16 protein-coding genes and 2 pseudogenes are annotated in these 18,135 nt (G+C 57.0%); 14 read left to right on the forward strand and 4 right to left on the reverse strand.

Annotated elements, in window-relative coordinates:
• Positions 1-31: 31 nt before the first annotated feature.
• From PSQ90_RS09200 to PSQ90_RS09235, 8 genes and pseudogenes are all read left to right on the forward strand, one after another.
• Entirely contained in the window at positions 32-2,167 is a 2,136-nt protein-coding gene (locus PSQ90_RS09200) for an ATP-binding cassette domain-containing protein (RefSeq protein ID WP_282210035.1), read from the forward strand.
• 6 nt (positions 2,168-2,173) lie between these two features.
• On the forward strand, positions 2,174-3,412 hold the full coding sequence (locus PSQ90_RS09205) for a hypothetical protein (RefSeq protein WP_282210036.1): 1,239 nt from the start codon (positions 2,174-2,176) through the stop codon (positions 3,410-3,412).
• Between the two features lie 85 nt (positions 3,413-3,497).
• Positions 3,498-4,934, forward strand: coding sequence for a hypothetical protein (locus PSQ90_RS09210; protein WP_282210037.1), 1,437 nt, complete (start codon positions 3,498-3,500; stop codon positions 4,932-4,934).
• An 8-nt stretch (positions 4,935-4,942) separates the two neighbouring features.
• Positions 4,943-5,305 carry a PilZ domain-containing protein gene (locus PSQ90_RS09215; protein ID WP_282210038.1) on the forward strand — a complete coding sequence of 121 codons (363 nt, stop codon included), beginning with the start codon at positions 4,943-4,945 and terminating at the stop codon, positions 5,303-5,305.
• 148 nt (positions 5,306-5,453) lie between these two features.
• On the forward strand, positions 5,454-6,962 hold the full coding sequence (locus PSQ90_RS09220) for a sugar ABC transporter ATP-binding protein (protein WP_282210039.1): 1,509 nt from the start codon (positions 5,454-5,456) through the stop codon (positions 6,960-6,962).
• Positions 6,959-7,441: a hypothetical protein gene (locus PSQ90_RS09225; protein ID WP_282210040.1), complete on the forward strand. Its 483-nt coding sequence runs from the start codon at positions 6,959-6,961 to the stop codon at positions 7,439-7,441. The genes PSQ90_RS09220 and PSQ90_RS09225 overlap by 4 nt, the downstream gene beginning before the upstream one ends.
• Positions 7,374-7,964, forward strand: a complete 591-nt coding sequence (locus PSQ90_RS09230; RefSeq protein ID WP_282210041.1) for an ABC transporter permease — start codon at positions 7,374-7,376, stop codon at positions 7,962-7,964. Before PSQ90_RS09225 ends, PSQ90_RS09230 begins: the two co-directional genes overlap by 68 nt.
• A gap of 49 nt (positions 7,965-8,013) precedes the next feature.
• Positions 8,014-8,969: pseudogene (locus tag PSQ90_RS09235) on the forward strand (substrate-binding domain-containing protein).
• Between the two features lie 67 nt (positions 8,970-9,036).
• On the opposite strand, the gene PSQ90_RS09240 reads toward PSQ90_RS09235, so the two are convergent.
• Genes PSQ90_RS09240 through PSQ90_RS09255 form a run of 4 tightly spaced genes read right to left on the reverse strand, consistent with a single transcriptional unit; the run spans position 9,037 to position 12,682 of the window.
• Positions 9,037-9,825, reverse strand: a complete 789-nt coding sequence (locus PSQ90_RS09240) for an N-acyl homoserine lactonase family protein (protein ID WP_282210042.1) — start codon at positions 9,823-9,825, stop codon at positions 9,037-9,039.
• Positions 9,826-9,833: 8 nt separating this feature from the next.
• On the reverse strand, positions 9,834-10,502 hold the full coding sequence (locus tag PSQ90_RS09245; RefSeq protein ID WP_282210043.1) for a GntR family transcriptional regulator: 669 nt from the start codon (positions 10,500-10,502) through the stop codon (positions 9,834-9,836).
• A gap of 2 nt (positions 10,503-10,504) precedes the next feature.
• On the reverse strand, positions 10,505-11,533 hold the full coding sequence (locus PSQ90_RS09250) for a Gfo/Idh/MocA family protein (RefSeq protein WP_282210044.1): 1,029 nt from the start codon (positions 11,531-11,533) through the stop codon (positions 10,505-10,507).
• 45 nt (positions 11,534-11,578) lie between these two features.
• Positions 11,579-12,682, reverse strand: a complete 1,104-nt coding sequence (locus PSQ90_RS09255; protein ID WP_282210045.1) for an isocitrate/isopropylmalate dehydrogenase family protein — start codon at positions 12,680-12,682, stop codon at positions 11,579-11,581.
• A gap of 190 nt (positions 12,683-12,872) precedes the next feature.
• On the opposite strand from PSQ90_RS09255, the gene PSQ90_RS09260 reads away from it, so the two are divergent.
• The 6 genes and pseudogenes from PSQ90_RS09260 (at position 12,873) to otnC (ending at position 18,128) form a co-directional block, all read left to right on the forward strand.
• Entirely contained in the window at positions 12,873-13,877 is a 1,005-nt protein-coding gene (locus tag PSQ90_RS09260) for a Bug family tripartite tricarboxylate transporter substrate binding protein (RefSeq protein WP_282210046.1), read from the forward strand.
• A 64-nt stretch (positions 13,878-13,941) separates the two neighbouring features.
• Positions 13,942-14,718 carry a hypothetical protein gene (locus PSQ90_RS09265; protein WP_282210047.1) on the forward strand — a complete coding sequence of 259 codons (777 nt, stop codon included), beginning with the start codon at positions 13,942-13,944 and terminating at the stop codon, positions 14,716-14,718.
• A 5-nt stretch (positions 14,719-14,723) separates the two neighbouring features.
• The gene (locus PSQ90_RS09270; RefSeq protein WP_282210048.1) at positions 14,724-16,250 is read left to right on the forward strand and encodes a tripartite tricarboxylate transporter permease; all 1,527 of its coding nucleotides are present in this window, start codon (positions 14,724-14,726) and stop codon (positions 16,248-16,250) included.
• A gap of 9 nt (positions 16,251-16,259) precedes the next feature.
• Positions 16,260-17,042, forward strand: coding sequence for a four-carbon acid sugar kinase family protein (locus tag PSQ90_RS09275; protein ID WP_282210049.1), 783 nt, complete (start codon positions 16,260-16,262; stop codon positions 17,040-17,042).
• A pseudogene (locus PSQ90_RS09280) lies at positions 17,039-17,505 on the forward strand (nucleotide-binding domain containing protein). Before PSQ90_RS09275 ends, PSQ90_RS09280 begins: the two are co-directional and overlap by 4 nt.
• Positions 17,502-18,128: a 3-oxo-tetronate 4-phosphate decarboxylase gene (gene otnC / locus PSQ90_RS09285; RefSeq protein WP_282210051.1), complete on the forward strand. Its 627-nt coding sequence runs from the start codon at positions 17,502-17,504 to the stop codon at positions 18,126-18,128. Before PSQ90_RS09280 ends, otnC begins: the two are co-directional and overlap by 4 nt.
• Positions 18,129-18,135: the final 7 nt, after the last annotated feature.

Here is an 18,135-nt window from a genome sequence, read left to right on the forward strand (position 1 = left end):
CCCCCCGGCCGGGGCAGGTTCCATTGAGGTCATGCAGCAAAAGCTTGCCGTTGCGTTCGGTCATGACGCCGCCGGTCAGGCCCTGATCGGGTTACCGCTGGTGGTGGCCCTGCGCCAGATCATGGTGTCCGGCGCTTTCCCCCAGGTGCCAACAGATACTGATCTGATGATGCGGTTCGGTGCAAATCCCGCTTATGATAATCTGCGTGAACTGGCGCGTGAGCACGGGATGGATCTGGTCACTGCGCCTGCCAGAAAACTTGGTAGTGCGCAGTTCCCCCATGTTCGCATGCTCGACGATGGTTCGGCATTGGTGGTAAGAGGGCGGACGAAGCGTGGTAAACTCGCCTGCGTCGGCGCCGCCGGAGTGCTCGAAATGAGCCCGCGCGCGCTCAAACGTCTGTCGAGGCATGATATTATCGAGGTAAGCCGGGCCAGTGAAGCCGCTGATCCCGAAACCCAGCCGTCGGGTTGGGCCAATCTTGGGCGCCTGGCAAAATTGGTGGCGGGGGCACGGCGCCCGCAGTTGATCCAATTGTTGGCGGCGGCCTTTCTCTCCAACATGTTATTGGTGGTTCTGCCGCTGTTCATCACGGCGGTCTATGACAGGGTTGTTCCCTATGGCGCTTTTGAAACGCTCTCTGCGCTTTGCATGGGCGTCATCATCGTTTTTGCCGTCGACATTGGCCTGCGCATGGCGCGGATAAATTTGCTGGAAGCGATTGGGGTTTCGATCAGCCTGCATTTGCAACGGCTTTTTTATCGCAAACTGATGCGCGCACCGCTGGCAAAAAATACCAAAATAGCCTCGGGCGTTACCGCACTTTTGCATGAAGTGGATGGTGCATCGCTCACCATGCCGGCCCTGATGGTCAGCCTTCTGGCTGATTTGCCTTTTGTGGTGATCATGCTGACGCTGGTGGCCCACCTCGGAGGCATCGTTGTCATGGTGCCGCTCATGGGTGTTCTCGTGGTCGCGCTTATCACCGCCATCGGGGCGGGACGCGCCCGGCGCGCCGCGACCCTGTCGCATGGCTTGCGGGTCAAGGTGCAGGATCAGGCCATTGAATCAAGCGCCATGCTTGCAACAATCAAGGCCGCGCGGGCGGAAGGCGCCTTGATCGGGCGCTGGGCCGAGGCAACAGATGCTGCAGCCTATGCGGCCCATAGCGCGCGCCAGACCTCGGCGTGGTCGGGTCAGATTTCGCTTGTCGCCACGCAGATGGTCATTGCTTTTACCGTGGTTGTGGGCGCGATACAGATCAGTGCCGGGGACATGACGCTGGGTAATCTTGCCGCCTGTGTCCTGTTGGTCGGGCGTATCATTGCACCGGCCAACACCATTGTTTCCAGCACCGGATCACTTCTGAACATGCGTGTCGCCATCGGCGGTTTTTTCGCCGTCATCGACCGCGCGGAGGAAAGTGGGGGTGATGAAAAATTGCTGGCTGGACGCGAACTCAAGGGACAGATTGATCTGCAGGGGGTCGGTTTTTCCTATCCCGGCAACGTCAAGTGTTCGGTTGACGGGGTAAATATCGCCATCGCGCCGGGCGAGCGCATCGGTATCATCGGGCGCAATGGGTGCGGCAAGAGTTCCCTGCTGAAGCTTTTGCCTCGGCTTTATGAATCCGATAGCGGCAACATCCTGTTTGATGGCACCGACGCGCGCCAACTGGCGCCGCAGCAATTGCGCCGCAACATAGGTTTGATGTCGCAGGATACCATCTTGATGCACGACACCCTGCGGGCCAATATTTGTCTGGGGCTGGACCGGGTTGATCCGGCAGATTTTGACCGCGCTGTTGCCTTGTCGGGGGTTGCTGAATTTGCCCGCCGCCATCCTGAGGGCTATAGCGCCAATGTTGGGCCGCGCGGAGAATTCCTGTCAGGTGGCGAGCGCCAGGCGGTTGGGTTGGCACGGGCCATTCTCAACGATCCGCGCATCCTGTTGCTCGATGAGCCGACGGCGGCCATGGACAGCACTGCCGAAACCAATCTGATCCGCAACTTACCGGCGTTCCTTGATGGGCGCACGGTGATCCTTGCGACCCATCGAATGCAATTGCTGTCGCTGGTTGATCGGCTGATCTGGATGGATCAGGGACGCGTTGTGGCCGATGGGCCCAAGGCGCAAATTCTGGCATCCCTGTCGAAGGCGGCATAGGTAGTCATGGCGCGACGAAGCGAAGAAGAGGAGAATTACTGGCCAGGGTTCGTGGATGCCCTTTCCACGATTGTCATGGTTGTCACGTTCCTTCTGATCATTCTGGGGATCGTTATTTTCGCCATCTCAACGCAGGTGTCCAAGGCGTTGAGCGAGGGCACAATGATCAGCAAAAAGGCAATTGCCGAGCAAACCAGCCAGTTGAGCGAAGCGCTTGAACAAAAACAGGCTGAAATTACAACGCTCACCAAAAAACAACAGGCGGCTCAATCGGCGGTTGAAGCGGCTGAGGCATCTGCGCGGGAGCAGGCCGAAATGGCAAAGGCAAATTCAGAGGCTAGCAAGAAGGCGCAGGAGGCTGCCGAAACCAAGGCAGATGAACTGGCCGCGCAGCTTGAGGACACAAAAAAGGACGTTGCCGAACAGCAAGCGCAATTGGAAGCAGCCACGTCGGCTTTGAGCGAGGCGAGCGCCGCGGCGGAAGCAAATGGTGAGGCCCTGCAATCGACATCGGCCGCGGTGGCGGCAGCCCAACAAAAGGTTGCTGAACTGAGCGAGCAGCTGACGGCGTCCACCAGCACGGCGGCTGCGCAAGCCGAAGAGGTCGATAAGCAACAAGAGATCAATCAGGATCTGGCCGAACAGGCCGCGCAGGCGCAATCGGCCATGCAAAGTGCGCAAGCCGATGCCGCCGCCAAGTCGACTGATCTGGCCAGGGCCACTCAGGAGATTGAAAAGCAAACCGAGATCATTGCCGAACTGTCCAGATCGGTTGCGACCCAAACGCTGACCGCGCAGGCTGCGCCGACCGCTGAAGAAAAAGTCGAAGCTGACAACACCATGAAAATCACGTCGCGGGCGGTCATTGACCCAGCCGAAATCGTTGTGGCAGCCGAAGAGGACGCGACCGACAAAAAGCCTGTTGAGGTGACGGCGGCGCGTGAAGTGCTCACGGTCAGGTTCCCGGCGGGGTCGCTGGATCTAAGCGCTGAGGCGAGCGAAAAGGCCCAGGCGTTTGTTGCCGCGAACAGAGCTGTTCTGGAAGGTCGCACGGTCTCGCTGTTTGGCTTTTATGACGAGAACACGCTCGCGATCAGCCAGGCCAAGCGAAGTGCCTATTTCAGGCTGCTGGCTGTGCGCAATGCCTTTTTGAATGGGCAGGTTGAGGGTGGCAATATTGTCATCAGCGTTCGCGCCGCTGAAAACTCAACTGACGTCGATAGCGTAAAGGCTTTCTTGCAATAATAGGGCAATTGCCCAGAATTCAATGATTTTGCAAGGAATTGTACCGATAGTGACGCTAACCATTTGTATTGCGTAGGTTACGTCCATGTTTCGAAGACTCAAACTGCCGCGTTTGATGTCCCCTTCATCTCCGATCACCCTGTTCATTGGCCTGCCCGAAAGTATCAAGGGGCCGGTGACGCGTATATCGGTGGTGTTGAGCCTTCTGGTTATCCTGGGCGCCTGGCAGCACGACTTCGTCTATCGCGCCATGATGTCCAATGTGTATTTGAACCTCTCGATTTGGGGCACATTCGCGTTCGGCGTGGTTCTGGTCTATCGCAATCTGTTGCGCATGCGGAACGAAGACATTGCGTTTCAGGCTCTCAAAGAGATGCACGAGGACGCGCGCAATCTGAGCAATGGTCAGGTAGCGGACCCGCTTTGGCGCCACTATCGCTGCAATGAGTTGGCGATTGTCTTTGAAAAGCCCGAAGTGCTCGGACACGCCTATCAACTGATCTCCGAGGAGTTGGCGAGCGGACGCGATGTCAATATTTCGACCGCGACCATGCAGACGCTGATTGATTCAATCCAGCTCCGGCTCGATGAGCGTCGTTCATTGACGCAATACATTGCCGGCATCCTCATTCTGCTCGGCCTGATCGGTACGTTTATCGGCCTGATCGACACGCTCGCCTCAGTGGGCAAAATTCTGGGCGAACTGGATATTTCGGGTACGGATCCGACGACAGCAATTGCCTCGCTTCTGGCCAATCTTCAAATTCCGCTGCGCGGCATGGCTGTGGGTTTCAGCTCCTCACTGTTTGGCGCGGTCAGCTCGCTCGTGCTGTCGATGATGGTGCGGTTTTCGTCGATGGCGTTTTCGACATTCACGCAGGATTTTGAAGGCTGGCTGGCCAACATCGTGCGGATCGATGATGACACCGAGGGAGAAGTTGCGGGCGTCGCAGGTTCCAGTCTGATGGAAGCCAAGCAGTTGGCGCTGGTGCTGCGCGCCGCGCGGATCAGTGTTTCATCCAATGCCCGGCTCAATGCGCAGCTGGATGCTCTTTCGGCCAATATGGTGGAGCTGGCACGGGTCACTGCCGGACAAACCCATGCGGTGCAGGGAGTGCTCGGTGGTATCAGCGAATTGCAGGACCAGTCGCGCGTTTTGAGCCAGGCGATGGCGCGAAACCTTGAAACCATGCGCTCGCTCGCTAGCGGCACGGATGCCAAAAGCGAGATCGTGGAAGCCACCAATGCCTTGGGTCGCCAATTGCAAACCCGCGACCAGTCATTGGCACAAAGCCTTTCGGCACTGGATCAGACGTTGACCTCGCTGCGCCAGCGTGAGGCAGAGGCGGCACTATTGCCGACGCCGCAATCGACAGAAGCCTTCCGGCTGCTTGAGGAATTGAAGGCGAGCCTGCTCACCGGTGAGTTGGGCAAGGTGCGCGATCGGCTGTGGAGCGAGGATGACGCACCGCCACAAACTGAAGATCCGGCGGCTGACGCGCCTCGGACTGCGGCACGATAGGAGCCATCATGTCCACTGAAAATCTTGCCATCGATACCGAAACCCTGCGTCGTCGCCTGCAGCAGGATGAACAGAAAAACGCCCATAAGCGTCGGTTTGAGCGCCACTCGACCTTTATTGTTGCGCGCATGGTCATGCAGAACACGTCCCAGCAAATCGACGGTGTAGTCAACGAAATGTCGCTGGGTGGCATGCGGTTTCGGCCAGCCTCGAAATATCTGCAAAAGCGCGATGGCGATACTGTCAGCCTGATCATTGAGGACACTTCGTTCACCGGTCGCATCCGCGCGTCGCGTCCCGATGGCTATGGCATCGAACTTCTCGACATGATGTCCGAGGGGATGATGGCTGAATTTCTGATGCAGCAATAGCGCAAATCTCGTTCGGCCCGCCGTGATCATTTTACCTGGCGGCGGCAGCAGTTTTCCGTGATTGGCGTTGACCCACTCAAAGCCCATGTTAAGGTCCGGCAACGATAAATTGTGGCAATGACCACAAATGCCAGGGTGGGGATTAGGCGTGATTGAAGCAAATGGCGCTCTGCTGGCGGGCGTGTCCATTGCCAAGAGTTTTGGTCCTGTCGAAGTACTTCATGACGTCGATTTGTCCCTTCAGGCGGGGCATGTGCATGCGCTGATCGGGGAAAACGGGGCGGGCAAGTCCACTTTGATGAAAGTGCTTTGCGGCTATCAGGGCGCCAGCGCTGGAACAATTGTGCTCGATGGGCGCCCGGTGGTTTTCCATGATAGCGCTGACGCCGAGCGGCAGGGTGTGGCGCTGATCCATCAGGAATTCAATCTCGCCGAGCAATTGAGCGTTGAAGCCAATATCTTTCTTGGCCACGAAATGAAATCGGGCCCCTTTCTTGACGGGCAGGGGATGCGGGCGCGGGCGCGGCAATTGTTGGCCGAGCTTGAAACCGAGATCGATCCCCGCCAACTGGTATCCGATCTTTCGGTGCCGCAAAAGCAGATGGTCGAAATTGCCAAGGCCTTGATACGCGACGCGCGTGTCCTGATCATGGACGAGCCGACGGCTGTGTTGACCACCCGTGAATCTGAGGTTTTGTTCCGCCAGATTGACCGACTTAAACGGCAGGGCGTTGCCATCCTTTACACCTCGCACAAGCTGGAGGAAGTCAAGGCTATCGCAGACGTCGTAACCGTTCTGCGCGATGGCCGACACGTCATAACCACCTCGGTTGACGCGTTGAGCGTGGATGACATGGCAACCCAGATGGTTGGGCGTGACGTTTCGGATCTATTTCCGACCAAGTCGGATATTGCCGATGCCAAGGCCGTGCTTGAGGTCAGCAATTTTTCGGTAGCTGGTAGAGTTTGGGATGCCGACTTTAAGCTGCGCGCCGGTGAGGTGTTGGGGTTTGCTGGTCTTGTTGGCGCCGGTCGGACCGAATTGATGGAGGGATTGGTCGGGCTGCGAACATCGCGCGGCACCGTTTTGATCAATGGTGCGCCGGTTCGCATCCGAACACTGGCCGATGCCTCCCGACATCGTCTTGCTTATTTAACCGAAGACCGGAAAGATCGCGGCCTGTTGCTCGACAAGCAGATGCGGCCCAATCTGACCCTTTTGGCGCTCGATCAGTTCACCAATGGCCTGATCGATGAGAAGGCCGAGGATCGCGCCCTTGATACGGCCATCGAAGAATTTGACATTCGGGCCGGAGACCGTGCTGTGCGGGTAGGCAATCTATCGGGCGGTAACCAGCAAAAACTGCTGTTGGCAAAAACCATGCTGATCAAGCCCGATATCGTTATCATCGATGAGCCGACACGCGGCATTGATATCGGCACCAAACAACAGATTTATGGCTTTATCGACACGCTGGCCCGTTCGGGGAAAAGCGTTATCGTAATCTCATCTGAGATGGCCGAAGTCATCGGGCTTTGTCATCGGGTTATCGTCATGAAGGCCGGTCGGATCGTGGGTGAACTGGCTGGTGACCAGATTGGGGAGGAGGCCATTGTGCGTTATGCCATGGGCATTGAGGGGAGTGCAGTCGCTTGACCAATACTGTCACCAAAGAGCGGGTGCGCGTCGTTAATGCGCCGTTCAAGCTAAGCGTCTTCGGGCCGTTGATTGCCCTGGCCCTGCTGCTGATCCTGGGTGCGTTGCTCAACGGCAACTTCCTGTCGCTGGGCAACATGATGAATGTGGTGGCGCGCGCTGCCCCGATCGGCATCATTGCCATTGGTGCAACTTTTGTCATCACCTCGGGCGGCCTTGATCTTTCGGTGGGCTCGATGGCCGCTTTTGTCGCCGGGCTGATGATCATCATCATGAATGCACTGGTGCCATCGCTCGGCACGGGTTGGCTGGTGGTTGCTATTGGCATGTTGTCCGGCCTCGTGATCGGCGGTGCCGCCGGGTCAGCCAATGGGCTTCTGATTACGGCGGGTCGAGATCGAACCGTTCATTGTGACGCTCGGCGCACTGGGCATTTTTCGAGCGCTCATTACCTTTCTGGCCGATGGTGGTACGCTTAATCTCAATTTCGAGGTCGCTGATGTTTATGCGCCTGTCTATTCAGGCGATATCGTCGGTATTCCGGTGCCAATTCTCGTCTTTGCAGTGATTGCGATTGGAGCTGAAATTATTCTGCGCCGCACCCAGTTTGGCCGCCACGCGGCTGCCATTGGGTCCAGCGAGCAGGTCGCGCGATATTCAGCGATTAATGTTGAACGCGTACGCTTGATGACTTACGTACTTCAGGGCATGTTGGTGGGCGTGGCAACCATGCTTTATGTGCCCCGGTTCGGTTCGGCGAACAGCTCGACTGCCGTTCTATGGGAGCTGCAGGCGATTGCTGCGGTCATCATTGGAGGCACCATGCTCAAGGGTGGCTCCGGCCGCGTCTGGGGTACGGTTGTCGGTGTCATCATTTTGGAGTTGATCGGTAATATTCTCAATCTGCAAAGCCTGATCAGCCCCTACCTCAATCAGGCATTCCAGGGTGCCATCATTATTGTGGCGGTGTTGCTGCAAAGATCGAAACGGGTGGCAAACTAGTCACCAAAATCAACGCCTCAACCAGAGGCAAATCGGGAGGACTGCAATTATGTCATTTATCAAAGCAGCCGCACTGGCCCTGACCATCGGGAGCCTGGCTCTTGGTGGCTCGGCTATCGCACAGGAAAAGACCTACACAATCGGCGTTTCGGTACCAACGGCTGACCATGGCTGGACCGGTGGGGTAAACTTTTTGCCCAGCAGGCAGTTGATCGCCTTACCAAGGCCTATCCCAATCTCAGCTTTGTTCTGACCAGTGCGCCAGATTCAACCAAGCAGGCGGCTGATCTGGAAGATATGGTCACGACCCGCAATATTGATGGTCTGGTTATTCTACCGGGTGATCCGGACGCCATGACGTCCTCGATCAAGAAGGTCAAGGATGCCGGTAAATGGGTGACCGTTGTTGACCGCGCGCTGAGCCAGCCGGGCATCGAGGACCTCTACGTTGCCGGTGATAATCCGGGTCTGGGCACCACGACTGCAAACTACTTCAAGGAAGCCCTGCCCGACGGTGGCAACATCGTTATTCTGCGTGGTGCTCCCATTCCGATTGATGCGCAGCGCGTGGATGCCTTCATGGCTGGTATCGAAGGCACCAAGATCAATGTGCTCGACAGCCAGTTCGCCAATTGGAACCGTGATGACGGTTACAAGATCATGCAGGATTTTCTGACCAAATATGACAAGATCGATGCGGTCTGGGCGCAGGACGACGACACGCTGGTTGGCGTGCTCAAGGCCCTTAAAGAAGCTGGTCGCGACAAGGAAATGTGGTCTGTCGGCGGTGCTGGCATGAACCAGATCATCAAGATGGTTGAAGCAGGTGACACATCAGTGCCGGTCGATGTCAGCTACAATCCAAACATGGTGGCGACCGCTATTGATCTGACCGCATTGCACTTTGTCGCCGGTGCTCAGGTCGACGGCAAATTCATCATCAATTCAACGCTTATCACCAAGGAAAATGCGTCTGAATTCGATTATGAGAACACCCCGTTCTGATCGCTGATCCCGTACATAAAAGTTGAGGCCATCCGGGTGCTCCCCGGGTGGCCTTTTTGTTAGCGCGCTATAGCGGCTGGTCGAGCCGAACAGTCATGCCATCGTCGTGCACTGGGGCGAAGCGTTTGAGGACCTCAGGGTCGTGGCCCGGCACTACGATGGCACCTTTGGCCCTATAGGTCTGCAACAGTTTGAAACCATCAAGCATTGCTAGCGGATCGACGACGATGGGAAAGAGTTTTTCGCGCTCGAAATTCTCATAATAGTGGCTGGCGTCCGAGGCCAGGACCAGCGGCCCGTTAGCGGTATCGACCTCGACGATCTGCAGGCCGGAACTGTGGCCGCCGACCCGATGCACTCGCACACCGGGGACAATCTGCCCGCTACCGTCATGAAAGGTCAGCTTGCCGGCATAGAGCTGCTTGACGGCGGTGCAGACATGATCTGCGGTAAAAGGTGCACGCAACGCCGAATGGCACATGCAGGGCGACACGGCAAAGCCAAGTTCGGCTTGCTGAAGATGGAACTGGGCGTGCTCGAACTGGTCAAGACTACCGGCGTGATCATAATGCAGGTGCGTAACGATCAAATCGGTGATGTCGGTTGGGGCGATGTCCATCCGTTTGAGCATGTCGATTGGTTCGGACAGAATCGGGCGGCCACGGCGCGCAGCTTCCTTGGTGTCATAACCGGTATCGACCAAAATGGTGCGGGCGCCATTGCGCAATATCCAGACAAAATAATCCATGTCGTGGGGTGAGGCATGGTCGTCGTCAAACTGGAAGGAGTCGGCGCGCGTCCGGCCGTTGCGTTGCGCATATTTGAGCGCAAAAACTTCGTATTGATCGTCGGCCATCAATGTTCCTAGACGTGAAAAAAGCCGTGCTTGCGCAGGAGATCGAGCATCAATCCCTTGGCACGCAGCCGGTGATTGCGGTGAATCTGGCGGGCAGTTTCGGCATCGCCCGCTTCAATCGCCTTGAGCAAGGCGCGGTGATCTTCGTTGGACTTAGAAGGTTTAGGCCGCATGTGCAGCGTGATCATGCGAGCGCGGTGGGCTTGGTCGGAATAGGTCGAGACAATGCTTTTCAGCCGCCGGTTGCCAGCCAGGTCGACCAGCGCTTCATGAAAGTGATTGTCGGCTTCTGCCCAAGCGACGCGATCATCGCTGCCAAGCGCCACTTCCATGTCATCGACGGCCTGTCGCATGGGTGCCAGTTCTTCAATTGCGGGGCGCCGCGCCGCCAGATCATAGGCCGCCAAGGATTCGAGTTCGGTCAGGATCTGGTAAATTTCTTCCATGTCAGCGGCCGAAATGGGCAGAACACGCATGCCGTGGCGTGGCCGCACCTCGACAAGACCGTGCGCTTCGAGCATCAACATGGCCTCGCGCACCGGTGTGCGCGATAAACCCAGAAGCGCGGCCAATTCACCTTCAAGGTGATTGGAGCCGGGGGCAAGTTCATTGCTCATGATCTTGCGCTTGAGCTCGGTTACGGCCCGCTCGGTCTGAGACATGTGTCTGGTGCCCATGATTATCCCGACAGCGCTATACGATGGCCGCCCTGTGCGCTTCGATAGATAGCCTGTTCATACATGATAACATCGAGATAGTCCGCAGCGCTATTTTCCAATGGCGTGCCTTCGATCAGATGGCTGATCACGTGGGATTGCAACGCAAAGACGCAGTCTCCACCGAAGTTGCGATTTTCCCATTCATAAGCATGAGGGGCAAATGAATTTGTGCCGAAAGCGCGCAGGCTCAATTCACCATTGCCGGAAAGTTCAAGCGTCCCCTTTTCGCCCTCAATGCGCATTTCGCCCATTGTCAGGCGGCGGTTCTCAGCCACATGATCACTTAGCCGGTTGCCGTCGAGTTCGGCGCGAAAGCCATTGTCATAACCAAACAGGATGAGCCCTGCATCCTCGCCCTTAATCACCGGATTGAGGCGGCGCAGATCGCCAAAAACCCAGGATGGCTTGCCAAAAAGAAAACGGAAAGTGTCGACCCAATGCACGCCTGTCTCGTGCACGAAAAACCGTGGCATCTGCTGAAAATAGGGTTGGCGTGCCAGATAGGCCTCCGGCCCTTGGCCGTCGCCGGGGCGCAAGCTAAAGCGCGCCTGATATAGTTGACCCAGCGTATCGTCTTGCAACAGCGTCTTGATCTCGCGATACCAGGGCTGGAAGCGGAAGTTTTCATGGACGGTTATAGTCAGGCCCAATTCGGCGGCTTTTGCCGTCACGGCCCGTGCCTGCTCCAGATTTTCGCAGAAGGGCTTTTGGCAAATGACATGTGCGCCCGCTTCAAGCGCACGCGATACATAATCAAAGTGGGTTGATGGTGGAGTGATGATGTCGACAAGATCAGGCCGGGTTGTTTCCAGCATCTCTCCAAAATCGGCGAAGGCCCTGGCGCCGTAGCGCGTTGCCACCGCTTCGGCTTTCCCCAGCGTCTGATTGCATACACCGATCAGCTGAACCCCATCGATCCGGTCCCAGGCTTCATACTGGAACTGGGAGAAGTATCCTGCCCCGACTGCCGCCAGTTTCAACTCACTCATCAACTCTTCCCGGTCACGCTATTTCGTTGTTGGCCTGCACCCACCCTAAAGGTGGGCGGCCACGGCGTCAGCCATCTGCTGGGTGGTCGATGTGCCGCCAATATCGCGGGTGCGGAACCTGCCTTCGGCCAGAACGGCGCGAACGGCATCATCGAGCCGCTTGCCGGACTGGATCAATCCGTCACTGTTGTTTTCGTGGCCCAGCCAATCCAGCATCATGGCGCCGGAAAGGATCATAGCCAGTGGATTGGCCAAACCCTGACCGGCAATGTCGGGTGCGGAACCGTGGCATGGCTGGAACAGGGCAATGTCATCACCAATGTCAGCGGATGGCGCAAGGCCAAGGCTGCCCATCAGGCCGGCGCCAAGATCGGACAGAATGTCCCCGAACATGTTTTCGGTTACTAGCACATCAAAGGTCCAGGGGCGCTCCACCATCCAAAGGGCCGTCGCATCGACATAGGCGCTGTTGGCGGTGAGGTCGGGAAATGCCTTGGCCCGTTCCAGGAAAATCGAGCGGAAGAAGGCGAATGCCTGAAAGACGTTTGCCTTGTCGACACAGGTCACAACGCCCTTGCCGCGTCCGGCGGCCTTGCGACGTTGGGCAAGCTTGAAGGCAAAATCGAAGAGTTTTTCCGACACCTTGCGGGTGATCACCAGCGTTTCGGTGGCGCTCTCGTTGCCGTTGATGGTGCCCTTGCCGTGCGAAGCGAAAAGTCCTTCTGTTGATTCGCGGATCAGGACAAAATCGACCGTGGCGGCGCGCGGATCGCCCAGTGGGCAGGGCGCGCCGGGAAAGATGGTGACGGGACGGACGCCTGCATAGAGATTGAGTTCCATACGCAGGTCGATCTGCGGTGAAATTTCGGTTCCGTTGGGATAGCGGATTGAAGGCAGGCCCATGGCCGACAGAAGAATCGCATCGGCCTTGCGGGCCGCGGTGAGCGATTCGGCGGGCAGCGACTGGCCCGTCTTGGCGTAATGACCTGCACCGGCTGGATGGGACCGGAATGAGAGCGCGTAATCGGGCACCTGGCTGGTCACCTGCTGGATCAGCGCAATTGTGGGAGCCATGATTTCGGGACCAATTCCGTCACCGTCAAAAACCGCGATATCCAGATTTTTAACGCGGGCCGCTACATCATTCATCGTCGATCTCCTGGGTGGCCGCGCCTGCGCCCGGCAAATTCGTTATGGTCTGCATAGCGGGTTTCAACGCGCTTGACAATGCATACATTAACCAATACGCAAATAGTGGAGCGCTCGTTATGCGCCACTTTGCGCACTCGGCGGTCGTCAATGTCGGCCACGTGGCAGAGTTGATGAACAGGAGGAGAGCATGAAGAAATTTACAGCTTTGGCTGTTGCAGCAGCTTTGAGCATGGTAGGCGCGAGCGCTGCCCAGGCTCAGGAATATCCATTCCGCGATATTACAAATGCCGTGGTTTGGGGGGCTGGCGGCGGTACCGACACCATCAATCGCATGGTGATGGCAGAAATGGAAAAGTTTCTGCCCGTTGGTATTTCGGTAATCAATCAGACTGGCGGCGTCGCTGGCTCGAATGGCATGATCTACGTGCTCAATCAGCCCGACGACGGCTACACGCTTGCCGGTATTTCAGAATCCAACGTGACCGCTGCCGTTCAAGGTGGCTGGGACAAGCGCATGAACGTCTGGTTCCCGTTCATTGTTGGTGGCTCGCCACTGATGATTTCGGTGCCTGCCGGTTCACAGTACAACAGTCTTGAAGAACTTGTTGCTGCTGCTAAGGCCGCGCCAGAGACTATTCCGGCCGCTGCAAGTGGTTCGGGTTCGATCCATCACCTCAATCTTCTGGCACTGGAAAATGGTACCGACGCCAAGTTCCGTTTCGTTCCCTATCAGGGCTCTGCTCCCGCTATGGAAGCGGCCGTAAACGGAGAAGTGCAGCTGGTTATCGGCTCGCTGGCCGAACAGTTCCCACTGATCGACGGGGGCAAGCTTAAGCCATTGGCCATGTTGAGCGGTCAGGAAGCTTCTATTGGCGGCAAGACCATTCCAGATGCCCTGAGCGAATTTCCATCGTTGAAGCAATATCTGCCGCTGAGCCAGTCTATTGGTTTTGCTGTAGCCAATTCGGCTTCAGACGATGTCAAGAATGTGCTGTCGGAGGCCTTCACTCAGGCTATGGCATCGGACACAGTGAGCAAGTGGGCTAACGACAATCACTATGTGATCTCCGGTCAGATGGGTGATGCTGCCAGCCAGACATTTGCCAAGCTGGAAAGTGTTTTTGCCTGGACCCTCTGGGATCTGGGCGCGGCAACGGTAGACCCGGAAACACTGGGAATTCCAAAACCATAGGCGCATAATCAGCATGATTTGACCGGCCCAAGGGCCGGTCTTTTTGCAGCCTGGGGAGGCTAATTTGACAGACGAGAAGCGCTCTTTGCGTCAGAAAGATTTCTGGGCCGCATTGGCATTGATGGCCGCCTCGGCAGGGCTGTTGTTCAAAACACTTGAGATACCGTTTTTTCAGGCCCGTGCAGCCGGTATTGCTGACGGCAAATGGTACAATTCGGCGGCTATCGTGCCTTACATGGTCTTTGGACTGCTGTTTGTATTGTCGGTGACACTGCTGGTAATTTCCATTCGCGGCGATGGTTTGCCCACCAGGGCGGATCTGGAAAAAATTGCCGCGCAGGCGCGCGCGCCGCTATTCCAGAAATTCTGCATTATTTGCCTGATGCTGCTGGCCTATATTTTTGGGCTGGTACCGCGGGTTGATTTTACGCTCGCCACCGCACTGGTGATGATGGCACTGACCTATGGGTTTTATGAAGGGCGGATGCGCCCCGCTATATTGAGCCTGATCCTTGTCCTGTTGCCTTCCGTTTATGCCATGATTGTTCATTTTCCCAGCGAGCAATGGGCCAAGCCGCACGACGACGATATCGTCACTCTAATCGGCTTTGTCGTTCTGGTTGGGGTGGCTTTAGTTGAGGCCATTCGTACCCATGGATCGCTGCCGGGCTATTTGCGCTATGTGCCGATAATCAGTTTTTTCACGCCGCTGCTGCTGGTAATCGCCATGGCCTTCGGTTTTCATCAGAACGTGCCCAATCGGACGGGTCTGTTGTTTTCACAAATCGAATATCATTATTACGTCACGCTCAAGCCTCTGCTTGACGGGCGGAAGGACTGAGCCACATGGAACTCATCGCTTCCCAAATGACGGGCTTCGCCTATTCGCTGGCCCAATTGATCATTGATCCCATTACTTATCTCTATTTGCTGCCCGCCGTCGCACTGGGCATCATTTTTGGTGCGCTCCCGGGCCTGACCGCGACGTTGGCGGTCACCATTCTGACAGGTTTCTTTGGCAACAAGTTTCCGCTCGAATATTCGCTTATCGCCTTGATTGGCGCTTATGTCGGGGCAATTTACGGCGGCTCTTATCCGTCGATCCTTGTCAATATTCCGGGCACAGCAGCCTCGGCGGCGACGGCCATGGACGGCTATCCCTTGACCAAACAGGGTCGTGGCGGCGAAGCGCTTGGCCTCACAACAACAGCCTCATTCATTGGCACATTGATCGGCACCTTCTGTCTTTTGGTCGGGGTAGGGTTGCTTTTGATGATAAGCCAATCCATTGCCTCGCCGGAAAAGGCGCTTCTGGCTCTCTTCGGCATTCTGGTCAGTGGCACCCTTATGAGTCAGGACTTGGTGATCAAGGGGTGGATCGCCGGCCTTTTGGGTCTGGGCATGGCCATGGTTGGCCTGGATCCGTTATTGAGTGAGCCGCGCTACACTTTTGGCTGGGCCTATCTGCTCAGCGGCTTTCAGGTGGTGCCGGTGCTGATGGGGGCGTTCGCCATTCCCCAGATCATTTCGGGCCTGCTTGAAGGCACACTGATCTCCAAGGTTCGCGAGATCGGCCGGATCATTCCCAACTGGCGCACCATCGGCCAGCGGATGCCCACCATTGCTCGCTCGGGGGCGCTTGGGGTCGGTATAGGCGCCTTGCCCGGAGTTGGTGAAGACGTCGCGGGGTGGGTGTCCTATGGCATCGGCAAAAATCTCTCCAAGGAAAAAGAAAAATTCGGCAAGGGCGCGATTGATGGCCTGTTGAGTTCGGAGACCGCCAATAATGCTGCGATTGGCGGGGCCCTGATACCACTTCTGGTGCTGGGCATTCCCGGTTCGCCGCCAGCGGCCGCGCTATTGGGGGCGCTGATGATCAACAATGTCATTCCCGGCCCCAACATCGACCCCAACCTGATCCTTCATATTGTCTCGATCCTGGTCATGGCATCGGCCACCATGTTCCTGATGGGCCTGTTTACTGCGCGCGCCTTCATTCATGTGCTCAAAATTCCCCAGTCCATCTTTCTGCCGGTCGTTCTGGCACTGACCACCATCGGCTCGTTTTCGGTTGGCGGGGGTATCAACGATCTGTTCCTGATGGTCGTGGTGGGTATTGTTTCATTCGCTTTGATCGAAATGAAATATCCCATCGCGCCTCTGGTCATCGGGGTCATTCTGGGTGGGCTGTTTGATGAAAGCTTCCGCCGCACATTGCTGATTTCGGACGGCGATCTGTCGGGCTTTTTCACGCGTCCTGCAGCCGCAATCCTTTTGGCTTGCAACGTCTTGCTAATCCTGTCGCAATTGCCCATGGTCCGGCAACTATTTCGGCGCAAGATCCCGGTCATGGCGCCAGGCACGGGCGAGTGAGGCAAACTGATGTTTTTGGGCTGTATCGCCGACGATTTCACCGGAGCAACTGACCTTGGCGCGCTGATGGCGCGTGAAGGGTTGCGGGTGAGCCTGCATGTCGGGGTGCCCAAAAACGTTCCGCGCGACGCTGCCGACGCGATGATCATAGCCCTTAAGTCCCGTAATATCGCTGCTAGTGACGCCGTGGCGCAGTCATTGGCAGCGGCGCGTTTCCTGCGTGATCAAATGCAGGCTGAAGCGATCTATTTCAAATATTGCTCGACGTTTGATTCCACTGACAAAGGCAATATCGGCCCGGTACTTGATGCATTGATGGCCGAACTGGATGTTTCCAAAACCATCGCCAGCCCCGGCTTCCCAGAAAATGGCCGGCGATTGTTCATGGGCCATTTGTTCGTCCAGGATCGATTGCTATCGGAAAGTTCGCTGGCACGGCATCCGCTGACGCCAATGACTGACCCCGACATTGTCCGTGTCCTGGGTCGCCAGCGGCCGGGGCCGGTGGGCCTTATCTCCAAACTGGTGATCGATTCAGGGGCCGATGCCGTACGGCAGACTTTTGAGGAAGCCGCATCGGGTTCGGTTCTAATCTGCGACGTAATACAGACGCCGGATCTGGACGTCGTCGCCGCGGCTCTGCCAAAGCTAAGGCTCTATTCGGGGGGCTCCGCCATGGGTGGAGCGCTGGCGCGATTGCAGAACAGTCAGGGCGTCGAACAGCGCGGGCCGGCGACTGCCGACCCGGCCACGCTTCGCCCCATCATTTTTCCGGGTCTGGCTCGGACATGACCCAGTCTCAGGTGCGGCATGCCTTGGCAAAAAATGTCGATGCGGTGCAGATCAAGGCGATCGAAATTGTTGATCCTGCGGTTTCGGCCCGCGAGGTGTTGGCGCGCATCGGCAAGAATGGCGCCGTGCCGATGATTTATGCAACGGCCTATCCCAGCGATGTCGCCGAAGCGCAGGCAGCCTTGGGCGTGACTGAATCGGGCGAGCGCATCGAAGCTTTTTTGAGGCGCTGGCATCAGCGGCTCGCGCCGACGGGTTCAACGCATTCGTGGTTGCGGGTGGTGAAACATCGGGTTCTGCGGTGCGCGGCCTTGGGATTGACCACATGCAGATCGGCGTTGAAGTTGCGCCGGGCGTTCCGTGGATGCAGGCGGACGGGGTCTGGGCGATCCTCAAGTCTGGCAATTTTGGCACCGAGAGCTTTTTCTTCGACGCCCTTGAAAAATTGGGCATCGGGCAATGACGACGGCGCTGCGTGAAGAGCTCTGCCGGATTGGTCATTCCCTGTATGCGCGCGGGCTGACTTTTGGAAGTTCGGGCAATATTTCTGTGCGGCGCCCTGAGGGCGGCTGGATCGTTACCCCGACCAATGTGGCGATGGGCGATCTTGATCCGGGCCAATTGTCGATTCTTGATGAAAACGGAAATTGGATAGAGGGGCCCAAGCCGACCAAGGAAACCTTTTTGCACACCGCCATGTATGGCGCGCGCCGCGATGCGGGTGCCGTCGTGCACTTGCATTCGACCCATTCGGTTGCGGTCAGCGTGCTTGAGGATATTGACCCCGCCGATGTGCTGCCTGCCATTACCGCTTATTATGTGATGAAGGTGGGCGCTTTGCGGCTCATTCCCTATTTCCGGCCGGGTGATCCGGCGCTGGGCTCGACTGTTGCAGGGTTTGCAGCCAAACATCATGCACTATTGCTGGCCAATCATGGGCCAGTGGTCGCTGGTGCTGATTTGCGCAGCGCCCAGTATGCCACCGAGGAACTTGAGGAAACCGCCAAGCTGTTCCTTTTGTTGCAAGGCCACAAAATTCGCCCGCTCACCCCGGCGCAGGCCGAAGCCCTTAAGACCAGGCCCTAGGATTACA

Source organism: Devosia rhodophyticola, assembly GCF_028816475.1.
Lineage (GTDB): Bacteria > Pseudomonadota > Alphaproteobacteria > Rhizobiales > Devosiaceae > Devosia > Devosia rhodophyticola.

What these genes read in the sequence shown, in the direction of transcription:
- PSQ90_RS09270 (WP_282210048.1), top strand. Translation starts at nt 14,724, where the DNA reads ATGGAACTCATCGCTTCCCAAATGACGGGCTTCGCCTATTCGCTGGCC.
- PSQ90_RS09245 (WP_282210043.1), bottom strand. Translation starts at nt 10,502, where the DNA reads ATGGGCACCAGACACATGTCTCAGACCGAGCGGGCCGTAACCGAGCTC.
- PSQ90_RS09240 (WP_282210042.1), bottom strand. Translation starts at nt 9,825, where the DNA reads ATGGCCGACGATCAATACGAAGTTTTTGCGCTCAAATATGCGCAACGC.
- PSQ90_RS09210 (WP_282210037.1), top strand. Translation starts at nt 3,498, where the DNA reads ATGTTTCGAAGACTCAAACTGCCGCGTTTGATGTCCCCTTCATCTCCG.
- PSQ90_RS09255 (WP_282210045.1), bottom strand. Translation starts at nt 12,682, where the DNA reads ATGAATGATGTAGCGGCCCGCGTTAAAAATCTGGATATCGCGGTTTTT.
- PSQ90_RS09275 (WP_282210049.1), top strand. Translation starts at nt 16,260, where the DNA reads ATGTTTTTGGGCTGTATCGCCGACGATTTCACCGGAGCAACTGACCTT.
- PSQ90_RS09200 (WP_282210035.1), top strand. Translation starts at nt 32, where the DNA reads ATGCAGCAAAAGCTTGCCGTTGCGTTCGGTCATGACGCCGCCGGTCAG.
- PSQ90_RS09215 (WP_282210038.1), top strand. Translation starts at nt 4,943, where the DNA reads ATGTCCACTGAAAATCTTGCCATCGATACCGAAACCCTGCGTCGTCGC.
- PSQ90_RS09205 (WP_282210036.1), top strand. Translation starts at nt 2,174, where the DNA reads ATGGCGCGACGAAGCGAAGAAGAGGAGAATTACTGGCCAGGGTTCGTG.
- PSQ90_RS09250 (WP_282210044.1), bottom strand. Translation starts at nt 11,533, where the DNA reads ATGAGTGAGTTGAAACTGGCGGCAGTCGGGGCAGGATACTTCTCCCAG.
- PSQ90_RS09260 (WP_282210046.1), top strand. Translation starts at nt 12,873, where the DNA reads ATGAAGAAATTTACAGCTTTGGCTGTTGCAGCAGCTTTGAGCATGGTA.
- otnC (WP_282210051.1), top strand. Translation starts at nt 17,502, where the DNA reads ATGACGACGGCGCTGCGTGAAGAGCTCTGCCGGATTGGTCATTCCCTG.